A 17,036-nucleotide genomic window follows, 5' to 3' on the forward strand; every position below is an offset into this window, starting at 1 on the left:
TGGGTTCAATGCGCCTCTTTCGGCGTTTCCATGATCTCGGTCAGCACCCCGTTCATATCCTTGGGGTGGACGAAGAAGATCAGCGTGCCATGGGCGCCGATGCGCGGTTCGCCGAGCACCTTCTTGCCGAGCCCCTCGAACCAGGCCTTGGCTTCGTGGATGTCGGGCACTTCATAGCACATGTGATGCTGTCCACCGGCCGGGTTCTTGGCGATGAAGCCATGAATGGGCGAGTTCTCGCCCAAAGGCTCGATCAGTTCGATCTGCGTGCCTTGGGTAGCCCCCTCGCCCGGCGTATCGACGAAGCACACCTTCACCCCCTGCGCGGGCAGGTCGAACGGCTCGTGCGTGATGGTCGCGCCCATGACGTCGCGATAATAAGCGATGCTGGCTTCCAGCGAGGGCGTCGCGACGCCGATATGGTTGAGACGGCCGAGTTTCATGTCGCTTCACCTAATCTCGTCACCCCTGCGAAGACTGGGGTCTTATGCCTCATAAATCCAGCCCGGCCGCCCCAGATCCCAGCCTGCGCTGGAAAGACGGCCGATGCGGGCCGTCACAGCGGAATATTGTCGTGCTTCTTCCATGGGTTCTCCAGCGCCTTGTTGCGCAGCTTGCGCAGTCCCAGCGCGATCCGCTTGCGGGTCGAGTGGGGCTGGATCACCTCGTCGATGAAGCCCTTGCTCGCCGCCACGAAGGGGTTGGCGAAGCGCGCTTCATATTCGGCGGTCTTTTCGGCGATTTCCTCGGGCGTCTTGCCGCGGAAGATGATCTCGACGGCACCCTTCGCGCCCATCACCGCGATCTCCGCCGTCGGCCAGGCATAGTTCAAATCGCCGCGCAGATGCTTGGAGGACATGACGTCATAGGCGCCACCATAGGCCTTGCGCGTGATGACGGTGATTTTCGGCACGGTCGCCTCGGCATAGGCGAAGAGCAGCTTGGCGCCATGCTTGATGATGCCCGAATGTTCCTGCGCGGTGCCCGGGAGGAAGCCCGGCACGTCGACGAAGGTGACGATCGGGATTTCGAACGCGTCGCAGAAGCGCACGAACCGTCCGGCCTTCTTGGACGAGTTGATGTCCAGCACGCCCGCCAGAACCATCGGCTGGTTGGCGATGATGCCCACAGTCTTGCCCTCGATCCGGCCGAAACCGCAGAGGATATTGCCCGCATGGGCCGGCTGCACTTCGAAGAAATCGCCTTCGTCCACGACCTTGCGGATCAGTTCGTGCATGTCATAGGGCTGATTGGCGTTGGCCGGGATCAGCGTGTCCAGGCTCTCCTCGGTCCGGTCCCACGGATCGGCGCTCGGACGCTCGGGCACCGGCTCCTTGTTGGAGGCGGGCAGGAAGTCGACGAAATCGCGGACCGCCAGCAGCGCTTCCAGATCATTTTCGAACGCCACGTCGGCCACGCCCGACTTGGTGGTGTGGGTGACGGCGCCGCCCAGTTCCTCCTGCGTGACGACCTCGTTGGTGACGGTCTTCACCACGTCGGGACCGGTCACGAACATGAAGCTCGAATCCTTCACCATGAAGATGAAGTCGGTCATCGCCGGCGAGTACACAGCACCGCCCGCGCACGGCCCCATGATGACGCTGATCTGCGGCACCACGCCCGACGCCAGCACGTTGCGCTGGAAAATCTCCGCATAGCCGGCGAGCGAGGCCACGCCTTCCTGAATGCGCGCGCCACCCGAGTCATTCAGGCCAATGACCGGCGCACCAACCTTCAGCGCCATGTCCATGATCTTGCAGATCTTCATCGCATGCCGTTCCGACACCGCGCCGCCATAGACGGTGAAGTCCTGGCTGAAGACATAGACCAGACGGCCGTTGATCGTGCCCGACCCGGTGACGACGCCGTCGCCGGGGATATGCTGTTCGTCCATGCCGAAATCGATGCAATTATGCTCGACATACATGTCCAGCTCTTCGAAGCTGTCCTCGTCCAGCAGCACCTCGACCCGCTCGCGCGCGGTCAGCTTGCCCTTGGCGTGCTGGGCGTCGATGCGGCGCTGGCCGCCGCCCAGACGCGCAGCGTCGCGCTTGGCTTCGAGCTGTTCGATAATGGCGAGCTTCGACATTCGTGCATCTCTCCAGATTTGCGGCAGCGGCCGCCCTGCTTTCCCCTAGTCAGGCTTTACCGATTTTCGCAAATGCAAATTTGCCAATTTGCAAATCACGACTTCGCAAATTAGGGTAGGCTTTATGGCACGCGGCAACCGTATCTTTGCAGGCCCCCGCCTGCGGCAACTTCGCTTGGACCACCGGATGGACCAGGCGACGATGGCGCAGGCGCTGGGCATATCCGTATCCTATCTTTCGCAGATGGAAAATGACGATCGCCCCCTGACTGCGAAGGTCAAGGCCGCGCTCGCCAATGCCTTTCCCACCGACTGGGCCAGCTTCGACAGTCGGGAAGAAGAGCAGCTTCTGGGCGCCTTCACCTTCGCGCTCGGCCATCCCGAACTGCCGGGCACGGCGCTCGAGCCGGAACGGATCGAGAAGCTGCATCTGCAATTCCCCGAATTCGCGGCGCGCTATGTCGATCTCTACAATGCCCATATGCGCGCCAATGAGCGGATCAACATGATCGAGGAGGCGATCGCCAACGATCATGAGGTGCAGGCGCGCCTGCCATGGGAGGCCGCGCGCGACTGGTTCCACGAGGCGGGCAATTATGTCCACCCGCTCGATTGCCTGGCCGAGGAGATGGCGGAAAGCTTCACCCAGGGCCAGGTGCTGGACGAGGGGATGCTGGTGGAAGCCCTTGCCCGTCGCCACGGGATCGAAACATTGATCGCCGAGACGCCCGACAGCGCGCTGCGCGCCTATCGCGCGGCGGACCGGCAGTTGTTCATCAACGCTGCCCTGCCGACCGAAAGCCGCAAGTTCATGCTGGCGCATCAGCTGATGATGCTAGAAGGACAGGCGGTGATCGCGGACGTGGTGAACAGGGCCGCCCTGCCCGTCCCCGGCGCGGACCGGCTGCTGGCGATAGGACTTGGCAATTATGCGGCCGGCGCGCTGCTCATGCCTTACGCGCCTTTCCGGGAAGCGGCGCGAGCGAAGCGGCATGATATCGACCGGCTGGCCCGGACCTTCGGCGTAAGCTTCGAGCAGGCCTGCCATCGGCTGTCCACGCTCCAGCGGCCAGGGCTGCGCGGCATTCCTTTCTTCTTCTGCCGGGTCGACATGGCGGGCAACATCACCAAGCGGCACAGCGCCACGCGGCTGCAATTCGCCCGCTTTGGCGGCGCCTGCCCGCTCTGGAACGTGCATGAAGCCGTCGCCGTGCCGGACCGGATCAACGTGCAACTGGGCGAGACGCCCGACGGGGTCCGTTATGTCTCCATGGCCAAGGGGCTGGTGAAGCCGTCGGGCAGCTACAAGCGCACGCCGCGTCGCTATGCCGTGGTGCTGGGCTGCGAGGTCGCCCATGCGGCGAACTTCGTCTATGCCGACGGGCTGCATTTGCAGGAGGAAGGCGCGGCGACGCCGATCGGCATCACCTGCCGCCTCTGCCCGCGCCAGAGCTGCGACCAGCGCGCCTTCCCGCCCGCAGACCGTCCGATCCATGTCGACCCGGACAATCGTCAGATCGTGCCCTACTGGATCGGATAGGGCATCGTGCGCAAAAATGGGACCGGTTTTTCGCTTAAAACGATGCGATAACAAGAACCTGGAGCGCGCTGCGCCATAACTGACGCAGCGCGCTCCAGATTATTCCGAACGTGGCCCGTGCAGCTTCGACCAGAGTTCCGCCGTCCCCGCTTCCTGCGCTTTCGTCGTGAACTGGGCGGCGATCAGCCAGCCCTTGATCGGGCGCAGCGGCAGCACGGCGGTCAGGATCAGCACCGGCAGGCCGACCGCCAGATGCACCCATAGGCCCGGCCGCGCCAATATCTCCAGCATGATAATGAAGACCACGCCCGGCACGCAGGCGAACAGCTGGACGAAGACGGCCGGGCCATCGGCCGGATCGGCGAAGCTGTAGTTGAGGCCGCAGACCTCGCAATGATCGCGCACGGTCAGGAAGCCGTGGAAGATATGCCCTTCGCCGCACCGCGGGCAGCGGCCGAAAGGACCGGTTTCATGTGCCGGGCGCTTCTCCCACTGGCGGCCGGACTCATCGACCCAATAAGCCTGGCTGTTCTGTTCCATATCGCTTCCAGTCATCCTGCCCCCAGTGGTCCTGCTCTAAATCGGCAAGACCCGGCGCAATTCAACTGCGCCTTTTGTCCTACCCCTGCCCCCTGCTTTCGTCCTTCGCCCAAAGGCTGGCCTTTCGGCGCGCAAGGCGCTATCGGGCGCGCATATTCTCCAGATCTTGTAAGGCAATGCTATGGGCTTTCGTTGCGGTATCGTCGGTCTTCCCAATGTGGGCAAGTCCACCCTGTTCAATGCGCTGACCGAAACGCAGGCGGCGCAGGCGGCGAACTATCCCTTCTGCACGATCGAACCGAACGAAGGCCGCGTCGCGGTGCCCGACGAACGGCTCCAGACCATCGCGAAGATCGGCGGCAGCGCCAAGATCATCGAAACGCAGCTGAGCTTCGTCGACATTGCCGGTCTGGTGCGTGGCGCATCCAAGGGCGAAGGTCTCGGCAACCAGTTCCTCGCCAATATCCGAGAGACGGACGCGATCGTCCATGTCCTGCGCTGCTTCGAGGATGGCGACATCACCCATGTCGAGGGCAAGGTCGATCCCATCGCCGATGCCGATACGGTCGAGACCGAACTGATGCTGGCCGATCTTGAAAGCCTGGAGAAGCGCGTCCCCAACCTCGCCAAGAAGGCGGCGCAGGGCGACAAGGAGGCCAAGGCCGCCGCATCCGTGCTCGGGCAGGCGCTCGACCTGCTGCGCGACGGCAAACCCGCGCGCCTGACCGTGCCCAGGGATGTCGAGGAGGAACGGCTGTTCGCGCAGGCGCAGTTGCTGACCAGCAAGCCCGTCCTCTATGTCTGCAATGTCGAGGAAGAAAGCGCCGCCACCGGCAACGCCCATTCGGCCCGCGTGTTCGAGAAGGCGGCCGCCGAAAACGCCAAGGCCGTGATCGTGTCCGCCGCGATCGAGGCGGAACTCATCACCATGCCGATCGAGGAACGCGCCGAATATCTGGAAGCGCTGGGCCTGACCGAAGCCGGCCTCGCCCGCATCATCCGCGCGGGCTACGAACTGCTGGGCCTCATCACCTTCTTCACCGTCGGGCCGAAGGAAGCGCGCGCCTGGACCGTTACCAAGGGCAGCAAGGCGCCGCAGGCCGCCGGCGCGATCCACACCGATTTCGAAAAGGGCTTCATCCGCGCCGAAACCATGGCCTATGCGGATTATGTCCAGTTCAACGGCGAGGCGGGCGCGAAGGAAGCGGGCAAGTGGCGTTCCGAAGGCAAGGAATATGTGACGCAGGACGGCGACATCATGCTGTTCCGCTTCAACGTCTGATCCGATCGGCGGGGGACGGCAATGCCCTCCCCCGCCATGACCTTCAGCTTTCGGAAGGACGCGGCGCGCTTTCCGCCGGCGCTTCGACGGCCGGCTCCGCTTCCTTCTCGACCGGCGCGTCATAGGCGACCGCCTCTTCCGCCTCTGGCCTGTTCCGACTGAACTTCGTCTTGATCCAGCGCCAGCCGACGCCGAAGAACAGGATGATCGGGATCAGCAGCTTCTTGCCGAACGCCAGGATCAGCGCCAGAAAGCCGAGCTTCTTCGCCGCGAGCAGGCCCGCCCCGGCCGCAACCAGACCGCTGATGCCATATTCCGCCACCTTGTCGACGTCAGGCACGAAGTCGGCGTAGCGCGCGCCCTGATCGAAGGTGACGGACGCGCCGAACTTCGACGCCGCCGCCTTCACTTCGGGCAAGTGCGACATGGTCGAGATCATGTTGAGGCTGAGTACGCCGAAGCGCCCCAGCAGGCGCACATCATAGTTGAGCGAGCCATCGCCGCCGCTGCCGAACTGGAGGTTGCGCGCCCAGACGACGCTGTGATGGGCGCGGTCATAGGCGGGACGCTCCGCCCAGCCGACCAGATGCACCGGCGGATAGCCTGCGTCGGCCCGTTCCTTGTTCCGCTCTTCCTCGCCCGACTGCATGTCGGTCATCAGCGCGTCGAAGTCGGTCGAGGCCACGTCGTCATCCTTCACATAGCCGCTCTGGTCATAGGTGATGACCGCGCCCCACGTGTCTTCATCGAGGAAGGTCTTGCCCGCCGGAAAGACCAGCCCCAGCACACCGTCCGCCTGCGCGGCGGGATTGCCCCAAGCGTCGACGATCACCTCGCGCGCCGCCTTGGCGTCGAGATAATAATAATCCTTGCCCAGATGCAGCGTCGCCTTTGCGTCCGGCAGCGCGATGTCGCCGGTCTGCGGCTGCTGCCGTTGCAGCATGTCCTTGACCTTCGCCTCATAGGCGCGTTGTTCGGCGGTCGGAGCGGGCTGCTGCGCCAGAAGCGACGCCGGCGTCGCGCCGAGCAGCAGCATGGCGCCGACCGCGCCCCACATTCTTCTCATGACAATTCCCCCATTGGATGGGTAACAGTCTAGAAACAAACGGATAGATGGCAATGGCTGAAAGACTGTTTGCGCGCGCGCCGAGAAAAATCGCCTTTCCGCCCAATGTCGATGCGGAGACCAAGCTGCTGATCCTGGGCAGCCTGCCGGGCGACGCATCGATCAGGCAGGGCGAATATTATGCCCATCGGGGCAATGGCTTCTGGCAGTTGATCGGCGACGTGCTGGGGGAACATCTGCGCGGACAGCCCTATGCGATGCGGCTGAAGCGGTTGCGGGCGCGGGGCGTCGGCCTGTGGGACGTGATCGAGAGCGCCGAGCGGCCCGGCAGCCTCGACAGCAGCATCCGGGGCGCGGAACTGCGCGATCTCGGACTGTTCGTGGAGCGGCTTCCGGCGCTGCGGGCGATCGGCTTCAACGGCAAGACCGCAAGCCTGCATGGCCGCCGGCAGCTGGGAGAACGACCGGGGCTGGCGCTGATCGATCTCCCTTCCTCCAGCGGCGCCTATGCCAGCCTGTCGCGCGAGGCGAAACGCCACGCGTGGAGCGTGCTCCGCGACCATCTGGAATGAAAGCCTGCCAAAACGTCACTTTACCGTCATGGCATCGCTGCTAAGCGGTTCCATCCGAAGAAAATACGAAGAGTCGCCATGTTGCCCCGTTCCCTTGCCGCCGCTTTTCTTGCCCTTGCCGCGCTGAGCGCCTGCACCACGACCTCGACCGATCGCCCCGCGCCGGTCGCGCAGGCGGAGCAGCCCGCGCCCGTCACCATCCTGATATCGATCGACGGCTTCCGCCCCGATTATCTGACGCGCGGCGTCTCGCCCCATCTCAATGCGCTCGCGTCGTCGGGTGTCGAGGCATCGATGCGGCCCTCCTTCCCGACCAAGACCTTCCCCAACCACTGGGCGATCGTCACCGGCGACCGACCCGACCGTAGCGGCATCGTCGCCAACAATATGGAGGATGAGAGCCGGCCGAAGGACAAGTTCACCATGGCCAGCGATGACCCCTATTGGTGGAACGAGGCCGAACCGATCTGGATCACCGCCGAAAAACAGGGCGTCCGCACCGCGACCATGTTCTGGCCCGGCTCCAACGTGGCCTGGGGCGGCGTCAAGGCTGCCGAATGGCCCTATACGATCAGCAACGGATCGCGCCCGAGCGACTGGGCGCAGTTCAACGAAGCGATCAGTCCGACCCAGCGGGTGAACGGCGTGCTGGACGTGCTGCGTCGTCCCGCCGATATCCGGCCGCGCTTCGTCACCCTCTATTTCGATGAGGTCGACACCACCGGCCATATCAACGGCCCCGATGCGGCGCAAACGACAAAAGCCGTGGCCGATGTTGACGCGCATATCGGCGAACTGGTCGCGGGGTTGAAGGCGCTGGGTCAGCCGGCCAATATCCTCATCGTCTCCGACCATGGCATGGCCGCCAAATCGAACGACCGAGTGATCGCAATCGACAAGGTCGCCGACCCGGCCGACTATCGCATCGTGGAAACCGGCCCCTATGCCAGCCTTGCCGCGGTTCCGGGGCGTGAAAAGGCGCTGGAAGCGGCGCTGCTCAAGCCCCTCGACCATATGCAATGCTGGCGCAAGGGCGAGATTCCGGCCCGCTTCCATTATGGCGCCCACCGTCGCATCCCACCCTATTTCTGCCTCGCCGAAACCGGCTGGGTGTTCCAGGCGACGACGCCGGCCAAGCCCGTCACCGGCGGCGACCATGGGTGGGACGATCGCGCGCCGGAAATGCAGGCATTGTTCATCGCCAACGGTCCGGCCTTCGACACGCGCTTCCACCCGTCACCCGATTTCACCAATGTCGATGTCTATCCGCTGCTGGCGCGGTTGCTGGGCGTGACCCCACTGGCGTCGGACGGCAATGCGGCGGCGTTGCAGGGGCTGGTCAAGCCCTGACATTGACGTAAACGGAAAGACATTCTACGCCATCATCCATCGCGAGAGGAGATCAATGATGGCGGAAGAAATTGTCTATTTCGAGGATATCGCGATCGGCGACAGCTTCGACTTCGGCCCCTTGACCGTGTCTCGGGAGGACACCGTCGCCTTCGCCGCCGAATTTGATCCCCAGCCTTTTCACCTGTCGGACGAAGCGGCGGCCTCCACGCATTTCGGCACCATCTCGGCCAGCGGGTGGCACACGACCGCGCTGTTCATGAAGATGTTCGTTGCCGAAATGCAGCGGCATCCCGGCCGTCAGGCGGCGAGCCTTGGTGCGATGGGGGTCGACGAACTGCGCTGGCTGCGCCCGGTGCGGCCGGGCGATACGCTGCGCGGCCGGAGCGAAGTGATCGACAAGAAGGCCTCGCAAAGCCGCCCGGAAATGGGGATCGTCCGCAACAAGGTGACGATCCTCAATCAGGACGACCAGCCGGTCATGACCATGATCCCGATCGCCATGTGGCGGACGCGGGTGGGAAAGAGCGGGCTGAACGCATCAGGCAGCGCCTGAATTGGGTGGTTTGCGGACATAGGCCCTCCTCTTCAGGGGAGGGGTTGGGGTGGGGCGTCGCCATAAGGAGCAAGCTTTTCATCGCGCCACCGCCCCACCCCTCGTTCCCCTCTCCTGAAGAGGAGGGGATGTAGAAGGTCCGCTTCTGGCCGACCACTGACATGCCGATCGGAACCGCAACGCGCCGATCCCCGCTACTTCCGCCCGAACAGCTTCTCGATATCCCCATGCCCCAGCTTCACCCATGTCGGCCGACCATGGTTGCACTGGCCCGAGCGCGGCGTGACCTCCATCTCCCGCAGCAGCGCGTTCATCTCCGCGACGCTCAGGACGCGGCCGGCGCGGACGGAGCCGTGGCAGGCCATGGTCGCTGCGACGAGGTCCAGCCGCTCCTTGAGCGACAGGGCGCTGTCATAAGCGGCGAGATCGTCGGCCAGGTCCGTCACCATGCCCTGCACGTCCGACTGGCCGAGCATCGCCGGCACCGCGCGGACCAGCATGGCCGACGGACCGAACCGCTCCAGGTCGAGGCCGAATTCCCGCAGTTCCTCCGTCCGCGCCTCCAGCCGGTCGCAGGCGGGTTCGTCCAGTTCGACGACTTCGGGCAGCAGCAGCGCCTGACTGGCGACGCCCTGCCCCTCCATCGCCCGGCGCATCCGCTCCAGCGTCAGCCGCTCATGCGCGGCATGCTGGTCGACGATGACGAGGCCGTCCTCCGCCTCCGCGACGATATAGGTGCGCGCGACCTGTCCGCGCGCGACGCCGAGCGGGAAGCTGTGCCCCTCCGGCGCAGGTTCGGCGGCGGGTTCGGCACGGGCCTGCGGCGGGGGCGTCTGGAAGGAGGGACGCCGATCCGCGAAGGAGGATTGCACGAACTGGTTGTAGCTGACCGGAGCCGGCGCGGCGGCCTCGAAGATCGGCAGGGCGCTGATCGGGGTGGGCGAGATCGGTTCCGGCTTCCAGGCGGAAAGGCCCGCCGGATCGGCATGCTGGACGGCGCGGAACCCTTCCGCATCGAGTGCGCGGCGCAGGCCCGAGACGATCATGCCGCGGATCAGCGCGGGATCGCGGAAGCGCACCTCGGTCTTGGCGGGATGGACGTTTACGTCCACCTCCAGCGGTGGCACGTCGAGGAACAGCGCCACAACCGGATGCCGGTCGCGCGCCAGCATGTCGGCATAGGCGCCGCGCAGCGCGCCGATTAGCAGCCGGTCCTTTACCGGGCGGCCGTTGACGAACAGATATTGATGATCGCCCACGCCCCGATTGTAGGTCGGCAGCGAGGCGACGCCCGACAGTTGCACCCCGTCGCGCTCCAGCGACACGATGACATGATTGTCGGCCAGTTGCCGGTCGGTGAGCGCGGCGACCCGATCCTCCCGCGCGTCATTTTCCTGCACGCCCAGAACCCGGCGCCCGTCATGCTCGACCGAGAAGGCGACGGACGGGTGCGCCATGGCGAGGCGGCGGACGATATCGAGGCAGGCGGCATATTCCGCCTTGGGCGAGCGCAGGAATTTGCGCCGCGCGGGTACCTTGCCGAACAACTGGTCGACGGTGACGCGCGTGCCGGGCGGCAGGGCAGCCGGTCCTTCCGACAGGAGCAGGCCGTTGTCGACCGTGCGGTTCCAGCCGTCGCTGCCGCGCGGGCGGCTGTCGATCGAGAGGCGGGCGACGCTCGCGATCGACGGCAGCGCTTCGCCGCGAAAACCCAAAGTGGCCACATTTTCAATCGCATCGTCTGGCAGTTTGGACGTCGCATGCCGTTCCAGCGCCAGCGCCATGTCGGCCGAATCCATGCCGCAGCCATCGTCGCTGACTTCGATCCGGTCGAGGCCGCCATTGGACAGGCGGACGGCGATCCGAGTCGCGCCCGCGTCCAAAGCGTTTTCTACGATCTCTTTCAGCGCGCTGGCGGGTCTTTCGACCACTTCACCGGCAGCGATACGATTGACCAGATGTTCGGGTAGACGGCGTATTGACATTGATTAGTGACTAGCCCAAGCGAGCGCTTTCCGCGAGCCGCGAACCTCAGATTTTTTGCACTGCAAGGCGCAAGGAAGGTGAGAGGAACGGACACAGCGAAACAGGTATCCGACCGGCCCCGAAACGCGTCTGGGGGGCGGCGGGCGAAACAGGATAAGGCATGTCGATCTTCTCGCGTCTCTTCAAATTCTCCTCGCAGGATATGGCCATCGACCTCGGCACCGCTAATACGGTGGTCTATGTGCGCGGCCGCGGGATCGTTCTGAACGAGCCTTCGGTGGTGGCAGTCGAGACGCTGAATGGCGTCAAGCGGGTCAAGGCCGTCGGTGAAGACGCCAAGCTGATGATGGGCAAGACCCCGGATTCGATCGAGGCCATCCGCCCGCTGCGCGACGGCGTCATCGCCGACATCGACGTCGCCGAGCAGATGATCAAGCATTTCATCACCAAGGTGCATGGCGGCAAGCACAGCCCCTGGCGCGCCCCCGAAATCGTGATCTGCGTGCCGTCGGGTTCGACCAGCGTCGAGCGCCGCGCCATCCGCGACGCCGCCAGCAATGCCGGCGCGTCCCAGGTTTTCCTGATCGAGGAACCGATGGCCGCCGCGATCGGCGCCGACATGCCCGTGACCGAACCGATCGGTTCGATGGTGGTCGACATCGGCGGCGGCACGACCGAAGTCGCGGTGCTGTCGCTCCGTGGCCTGGCCTACACCACATCCGTCCGCGTCGGCGGGGACAAGATGGACGAAGCGATCGTGTCCTTCGTCCGCCGCCATCACAATCTTTTGATCGGTGAAGCCACGGCAGAACGGATCAAGAAACAATATGGCGTGGCCCAGCCGCCCGAAGACGGCGTGGGCGAAACGATCCATATCAAGGGTCGCGACCTGGTGAACGGCGTGCCCAAGGAAATCTCGATCAACCAGGGCCAGATTGCCGACGCGCTGGCCGAGCCGATCAGCACCATCGTCGAAGGCGTTCGCATCGCGTTGGAAAATACCGCGCCCGAACTGGCGGCCGACATCGTCGACCAGGGCATCGTCCTGACCGGCGGCGGCGCGCTGCTCAAGGGGCTGGACGACGAGTTGCGCGACGAGACCGGCCTGCCCGTCACCATCGCCGAAGATCCGCTTACCTGCGTCGCGATCGGCACCGGCCGCGCGATGGAAGACCCGATCTTCCGGGGCGTGCTGCAAACCGCCTGAGCGGAAGGACTGAGTGATGGCGCGGCCACCCAGCCGACGCCCCGGCATCAACCGGAAGGCGCAATATAGCCTCTTCGCCAGCTATGTGGTGGCGGTTGCCGGGGCGGCGGCCGGCCTGCTGCTGGTCGTGGTCGCGATTTTCGACCCGACGGGCTTTGCCGGGCTGCGCACCGCCACGGCCGAACTGACGCGTCCCGTGTCGGCCGGTCTCAAGAATATGGTGAGCGGCGTCAACTCGGTGGACGAGGTGCTCGCTTCCTATTGGCGCGCCGGATCGCAAAATGTCGCGCTCCGCCGGCAGGTCGAGGCCGATCGCAACCGCATCATCGACGCGAAGGCGGTCAAGCAGGAAAATACGCGCCTCAAGAAGCTGCTGCGGCTGGTCGACGAGGATCAGAGCGACCTGCTGACCGCGCGGCTCATCAGCTCCTCCTCCTCCAGCGCGCGCCGTTTCGCGCGACTGAACGCCGGGCGCTGGCAGGGCGTGCGGCCGGGCATGCCCGTGCGTGCGGCCGAAGGGCTGATCGGGCGCGTCCACAGCACCACGCCCAATACGGCCGAAGTGCTGCTGCTGACCGACACCGGCAATATCGTCCCGGTTCGCCGCGCCAATGACAGCGTGCCGGCCATTTCGACCGGCGCGGGCGACGGGTCGCTCGAAATCCGCGCCCTGTCGGCTGGCCGCAACCCGTTCAAGCCCGGCGACCTGCTGGTGACGTCGGGGATCGGCGGCATCTACCAGCCGAACATACCCGTCGCGGTCGTCGTTCGGGTCGAGGGCGAAATCGCCTGGGGCTTCCCGCTCGCCAACCCGTCGCGGGTCGATGCGGTGGTGGTCGAGCGCGCCTTCGAGGAAGTGGTGACGCGCGGCGATCCGGCGGCAGAGGCTGTGTCGCAGGAGGCTGCGAACGCCAGCAACGCGAGCGCGCCGTGATCGACCCGCATCTGCTGCATGTGCCGCGCCTCGGCCGGCATCCAGGCCGGTTTCGCCTCGCGGGGACGCCGGTGATCACCGTGCTGCTGGGATCGCTGGCCAGCGTGGTGCCGCTGATCGCGCAATCGCCGGTCATGCCCACCTTCGGCCTGTTGCTGCTGCTGTCCTGGCGTTTGCTGCGCCCCGAATTGTGGCGCGTCTGGATCGGCCTGCCGCTGGGCCTGTTCGACGACATGGTGAGCGGGCAGCCGCTTGGTTCCGCCATGTTCCTGTGGACCGTCGCGCTCATAGGTATCGATTATATCGAGCATCGCATGGTCTGGCGCAGCTACAAGCAGGACTGGCTAATCGCCACCATCGCCATTATCTTCTGCATCACAGGGGGTGTATTCTTCGCGCGGATCACGGGCGGAGGCGAAATTAGATTGTCGTTGGTCGCGCCGCAGATGCTCTGGACGGTCCTGCTCTTTCCTTTCATCGTCCGGCAATGCGCCCGGATCGATCGCTGGCGCGTGATGGCATGACGTTCATCAATTCCAAGCGCAAGATCGTCACCGAAGCCACCCAGACCTTCACCTTCTCGCGCCGGGCCATGGTGGTTGGCGGGTTGCAGGGGGCGATTGGGGCGATGTTGATCGGCCGCATGGCGTGGATCAGCGTGGCCGAGAATGAGAAATACAGCCTTCTGTCGGAAAGCAACCGCGTCAACCTGACCCTCATTCCGCCGCGTCGGGGCTGGATTCTCGACCGACATGGCAAGCCGCTGGCCAACAACCGCACAGACTTCCGCGTCGATCTCATACCCCAGCGCGTCGTCGATGGTGAGGCGACGATCGGTCATCTTGCCAAACTGCTGAGCCTGGAACCGGACGAGGTCGATCGCATCCGTGAGGAACTGGACAAGTCGGCGGGTTTTCGTCCCGTGCAGATCGCCGACAAGCTGACCTACGATCAATATGCGGCGATCAGCGTGCGGCTGCCGGACCTGCCCGGTGTCGCGCCGAGCCAGGGTTTTTCGCGCTATTATCCGGCGGGCGCCACGGTCGGCCATCTGCTGGGCTATGTAGGCCCGGCGACGGCGGAGGAGTATAAGGCTCGCAAAGACCCGCTGCTCATCACACCGGGCTTCAAGGTCGGCAAGGATGGCCTTGAAAAGGCGTTCGATCGGCATCTGACCGGCAAGCCTGGCGCAAAGCGCGTGGAAGTCACTGCGCGTGGCAAGATCGTGCGCGAACTGACCACCCGTCCCGACACGCCTGGCCGTCAGGTCCGCCTGACGATCGATGCGGGGCTTCAGGAATATGCGGGCCGCCGCCTCGCGACGCAGAGCGGGTCGGTCGTCGTGATCGACTGCGCCAATGGCGACGTGCTCGCCATGGCGTCCATGCCCAGTTACGATCCCAACAGTTTTTCCGACGGCATCAGCCATCTGGAATATGAGATGCTGTCGAAGGACGATCATGTCCCGCTGCGCAACAAGACGTTGCAGGGCCTCTATCCGCCCGGATCGACGGTCAAGCCGATGGTGGGCCTGGCGCTGCTGGAGGCGGGGATCAGCCCGCAGGATACGATCAACTGCCCCGGCGCGATCCGGGTCGGCAACACGCTGTTCCACTGTCACAAGCGGCGCGGCCATGGTTCGCTGAACCTGCGCGGGGCGATCGCGCAGAGCTGCGACATTTATTTCTACCAGATGGCGCAGCGCGTCGGCATGGACCGAATCGCCAGCATGGCGCGGCGCGTTGGCATGGGGCAGAAATTCGATCTGCCCTTCCCGAGCCAGAGCTATGGCACCGTACCAGACCCGGCGTGGAAGGAGCGGAAATATAAGCAGTCCTGGCAGGTCTATGACACGGTGAACGCGACCATCGGCCAGGGCTATATGCTGATCAATCCGCTCCAGATGGCGGTGATGGCGGCGCGCCTCGCCACCGGCAAGCAATTGATGCCCAACTTCCTTCTGGGCGCCAAGCGCCCCGCTCCCGCCCCGGTCGGCGTCAGTGAGGAGCATCTGGTGATCATCCGCGACGCGATGAGCGCGGTGGTGAATGGCGGCGGTACCGGCGGCGCAGCACGGATGAACGTGCCGGGTGTGCTCATCGCGGGCAAGACCGGCACGGCGCAGGTACGGCGCATCACCATGGCGGAACGCGCGGGTGGCGTGCGCGGCAACGCCTCGCTCGCTTTTAAGCTGCGTGACCATGCCCTGTTCCAGGGTTTCGCGCCATTCGACAACCCGCGCTATGCAGTCGCCTGCATCATCGAGCATGGCGGCCATATGATCCGCAACGAGGACGCGCCGATGATCGCCAGCGATACCATGTCGTTCCTGTTTGAACCGGAAAAGGCGATGGAGAAGCTGGAAACACTGGAGAAAGGCTGGGGCGGTCCACCCGCCGAGCGACAGGCGCGGCAGATGGCGGCCTTCCGCTTGGCCAAGGCGATCGAAAAGGGGCAAGCGCCCCCGCCTGTCGCCGACAATGCGTCGAACGCTGTTGCTGCCAATAGCGCCGCGCCGGCGGCGCCGGCTCCCGCCGACGACGCCAACGACGCCCCACCGCCTCCGGGCAGCAACGCTGCGGGCGCGCCATGAGCATCGTTCCTCAACCCCTGACCCAGTTCCCGTGGCGCGTGCTGCTGCTGCTGCTCGCCATCGCGACCTTCGGGACTTTGGTGCTGTACAGTGCGGCGGGCGGCAGCATCTTTCCCTGGGCGGTCAATCAGGGCGTCCGTTTCTGCATTTTCTCCGGCATGGCCCTGTTCCTGAGCCGCGTGCCGCTGGAAATCTTCAACCGCTTCGCCTTTCCGGCCTATGGCGCGGTATTGGTCGCGCTGGTGCTGGTCGAGCTGATCGGCGGCGTCGCGGGCGGTAGCCAGCGCTGGATCAACCTTGGCTTCATGCAGTTGCAGCCATCGGAATTCATGAAGCCGATCATCGTGCTGGCCGTCGCCAAATTCTACGCGATGCTGCCGGTGGGCGAGATACGGCGCTGGAACGCGATCTGGCCGGCGCTGGTGCTGATCGGCTTCCCCTTCATGCTGGTGCTGGTGCAGCCGGACCTGGGCACCGCGACGATGATCGCGGCGGGCGGCGTGACCGTCATGTTCCTCGCCGGCCTGCCGCTGCGGCTGTTCATCGGCACGGGCCTGACCGGGGCGGCGCTGGTCCCGATCGCTTTCAGCTTCCTGCACGATTATCAGAAGAACCGCGTCCTCATCTTCATGGACCCGGAGAGCGATCCGCTGGGCGCAGGCTATCATATAAGCCAGTCGAAGATCGCGATCGGATCGGGCGGCCTGTGGGGCAAGGGCTTCCTTCAGGGCACACAGAGCCATCTCGACTATCTGCCCGAAGGTCATACCGACTTCGTCTTCGCCACCATGGCGGAGGAATGGGGGCTGCTGGGCGGCACATTGCTGATCGTCGCTTTCCTGCTGCTGTTCCGCTGGGGCATCCGCGTGTCGATGCGCACGCCGGACAAGTTCGCGCGGCTGACGTCGGCTGGGCTGACCACCACCATCTTCTTCTATGTCGCGATCAACCTGATGATGGTGATGGGTCTGGCGCCGGTGGTCGGTATTCCCCTGCCCTTCATGTCCTATGGCGGATCGTCGATGCTGACGGTCATGCTGTGCGTCGGCATCATCATGTCAATCGACCGGTCGACCAAGCGCCGGGCCAACCCCGGAAACTGGGCCTGATCCGCCCCGGCGTGAAAAAATTGCGTAACAAAGCAATTTACTGTTTGCAGAATCGCAGGCGACTGCTAACAGCCCGCCCACGCCGGAGCGACACCCCACGGGGTCAAGCGGAAAGCCCAGCGTGGACGCATAGCTCAGTTGGTAGAGCAGCTGACTCTTAATCAGCGGGTCCTTGGTTCGAGCCCAAGTGCGTCCACCATATATTTCAAAGA

The 17,036-nt window shown here is 64.7% G+C and carries 15 protein-coding genes and 1 tRNA gene; 11 read left to right on the forward strand and 5 right to left on the reverse strand.

Translation table 11 applies throughout. The features are described from left to right. Positions 1–5: 5 nt before the first annotated feature. Both mce and DM806_RS09670 read right to left on the reverse strand, forming a co-directional pair. On the reverse strand, positions 6–443 hold the full coding sequence (gene mce, locus DM806_RS09665) for a methylmalonyl-CoA epimerase (RefSeq protein ID WP_179043007.1): 438 nt from the start codon (positions 441–443) through the stop codon (positions 6–8). A gap of 113 nt (positions 444–556) precedes the next feature. Next, positions 557–2,089, reverse strand: a complete 1,533-nt coding sequence (locus DM806_RS09670) for an acyl-CoA carboxylase subunit beta (RefSeq protein ID WP_179043008.1) — start codon at positions 2,087–2,089, stop codon at positions 557–559. Between the two features lie 124 nt (positions 2,090–2,213). Between DM806_RS09670 and DM806_RS09675 the strand changes: the two genes are divergently transcribed. Further along, the gene (locus DM806_RS09675; protein ID WP_179043009.1) at positions 2,214–3,629 is read left to right on the forward strand and encodes a helix-turn-helix domain-containing protein; all 1,416 of its coding nucleotides are present in this window, start codon (positions 2,214–2,216) and stop codon (positions 3,627–3,629) included. A 99-nt stretch (positions 3,630–3,728) separates the two neighbouring features. Here the strand turns inward: DM806_RS09675 and DM806_RS09680 are convergent, their stop codons facing one another. Beyond that, positions 3,729–4,169 (reverse strand): DUF983 domain-containing protein, encoded by a 441-nt coding sequence (locus DM806_RS09680; protein ID WP_256869195.1) that lies wholly within the window; start codon positions 4,167–4,169, stop codon positions 3,729–3,731. A 181-nt stretch (positions 4,170–4,350) separates the two neighbouring features. On the opposite strand from DM806_RS09680, the gene ychF reads away from it, so the two are divergent. Beyond that, complete coding sequence (ychF, locus tag DM806_RS09685; RefSeq protein ID WP_179043011.1) at positions 4,351–5,451, forward strand: redox-regulated ATPase YchF; 1,101 nt, start codon at positions 4,351–4,353, stop codon at positions 5,449–5,451. Positions 5,452–5,494: 43 nt separating this feature from the next. Here the strand turns inward: ychF and DM806_RS09690 are convergent, their stop codons facing one another. Then, positions 5,495–6,517, reverse strand: coding sequence for a DUF2167 domain-containing protein (locus tag DM806_RS09690; RefSeq protein WP_179043012.1), 1,023 nt, complete (start codon positions 6,515–6,517; stop codon positions 5,495–5,497). A 53-nt stretch (positions 6,518–6,570) separates the two neighbouring features. Between DM806_RS09690 and DM806_RS09695 the strand changes: the two genes are divergently transcribed. The 3 genes from DM806_RS09695 to DM806_RS09705 all read left to right on the forward strand — a co-directional run bounded on the left by DM806_RS09695 (position 6,571) and on the right by DM806_RS09705 (position 8,995). Next, positions 6,571–7,089, forward strand: coding sequence for a DNA-deoxyinosine glycosylase (locus DM806_RS09695; RefSeq protein WP_179043013.1), 519 nt, complete (start codon positions 6,571–6,573; stop codon positions 7,087–7,089). A 78-nt stretch (positions 7,090–7,167) separates the two neighbouring features. Continuing rightward, positions 7,168–8,439 (forward strand): alkaline phosphatase family protein, encoded by a 1,272-nt coding sequence (locus DM806_RS09700; protein WP_179043014.1) that lies wholly within the window; start codon positions 7,168–7,170, stop codon positions 8,437–8,439. Continuing rightward, positions 8,405–8,995 carry a MaoC family dehydratase gene (locus DM806_RS09705; RefSeq protein ID WP_372859437.1) on the forward strand — a complete coding sequence of 197 codons (591 nt, stop codon included), beginning with the start codon at positions 8,405–8,407 and terminating at the stop codon, positions 8,993–8,995. Before DM806_RS09700 ends, DM806_RS09705 begins: the two co-directional genes overlap by 35 nt. Before the next feature lie 194 nt (positions 8,996–9,189). On the opposite strand, the gene mutL is transcribed toward DM806_RS09705, so the two are convergent. Then, positions 9,190–10,980 (reverse strand): DNA mismatch repair endonuclease MutL, encoded by a 1,791-nt coding sequence (mutL, locus tag DM806_RS09710; protein WP_179043016.1) that lies wholly within the window; start codon positions 10,978–10,980, stop codon positions 9,190–9,192. A 161-nt stretch (positions 10,981–11,141) separates the two neighbouring features. Here mutL and DM806_RS09715 point away from each other — a divergent pair, with 161 nt between their 5' ends. From DM806_RS09715 to DM806_RS09740, 6 genes are all read left to right on the forward strand, one after another. Beyond that, the gene (locus DM806_RS09715) at positions 11,142–12,188 is read left to right on the forward strand and encodes a rod shape-determining protein (RefSeq protein WP_066861405.1); all 1,047 of its coding nucleotides are present in this window, start codon (positions 11,142–11,144) and stop codon (positions 12,186–12,188) included. Between the two features lie 16 nt (positions 12,189–12,204). Then, positions 12,205–13,122, forward strand: a complete 918-nt coding sequence (mreC, locus tag DM806_RS09720; protein ID WP_179043017.1) for a rod shape-determining protein MreC — start codon at positions 12,205–12,207, stop codon at positions 13,120–13,122. Further along, entirely contained in the window at positions 13,119–13,646 is a 528-nt protein-coding gene (gene mreD, locus DM806_RS09725) for a rod shape-determining protein MreD (protein ID WP_179043018.1), read from the forward strand. Before mreC ends, mreD begins: the two co-directional genes overlap by 4 nt. After that, positions 13,643–15,715 (forward strand): penicillin-binding protein 2, encoded by a 2,073-nt coding sequence (mrdA, locus tag DM806_RS09730; RefSeq protein ID WP_372859440.1) that lies wholly within the window; start codon positions 13,643–13,645, stop codon positions 15,713–15,715. The genes mreD and mrdA overlap by 4 nt, the downstream gene beginning before the upstream one ends. Next, positions 15,712–16,824, forward strand: coding sequence for a rod shape-determining protein RodA (gene rodA / locus DM806_RS09735; RefSeq protein WP_179043020.1), 1,113 nt, complete (start codon positions 15,712–15,714; stop codon positions 16,822–16,824). The genes mrdA and rodA overlap by 4 nt, the downstream gene beginning before the upstream one ends. A 123-nt stretch (positions 16,825–16,947) precedes the next feature. After that, positions 16,948–17,023: transfer RNA gene (locus DM806_RS09740), tRNA-Lys, on the forward strand. The last annotated feature ends 13 nt before the right edge of the window (positions 17,024–17,036 follow it).

This window comes from Sphingobium lactosutens, assembly GCF_013393185.1.
In the GTDB taxonomy this organism is placed as follows: domain Bacteria; phylum Pseudomonadota; class Alphaproteobacteria; order Sphingomonadales; family Sphingomonadaceae; genus Sphingobium; species Sphingobium lactosutens_A.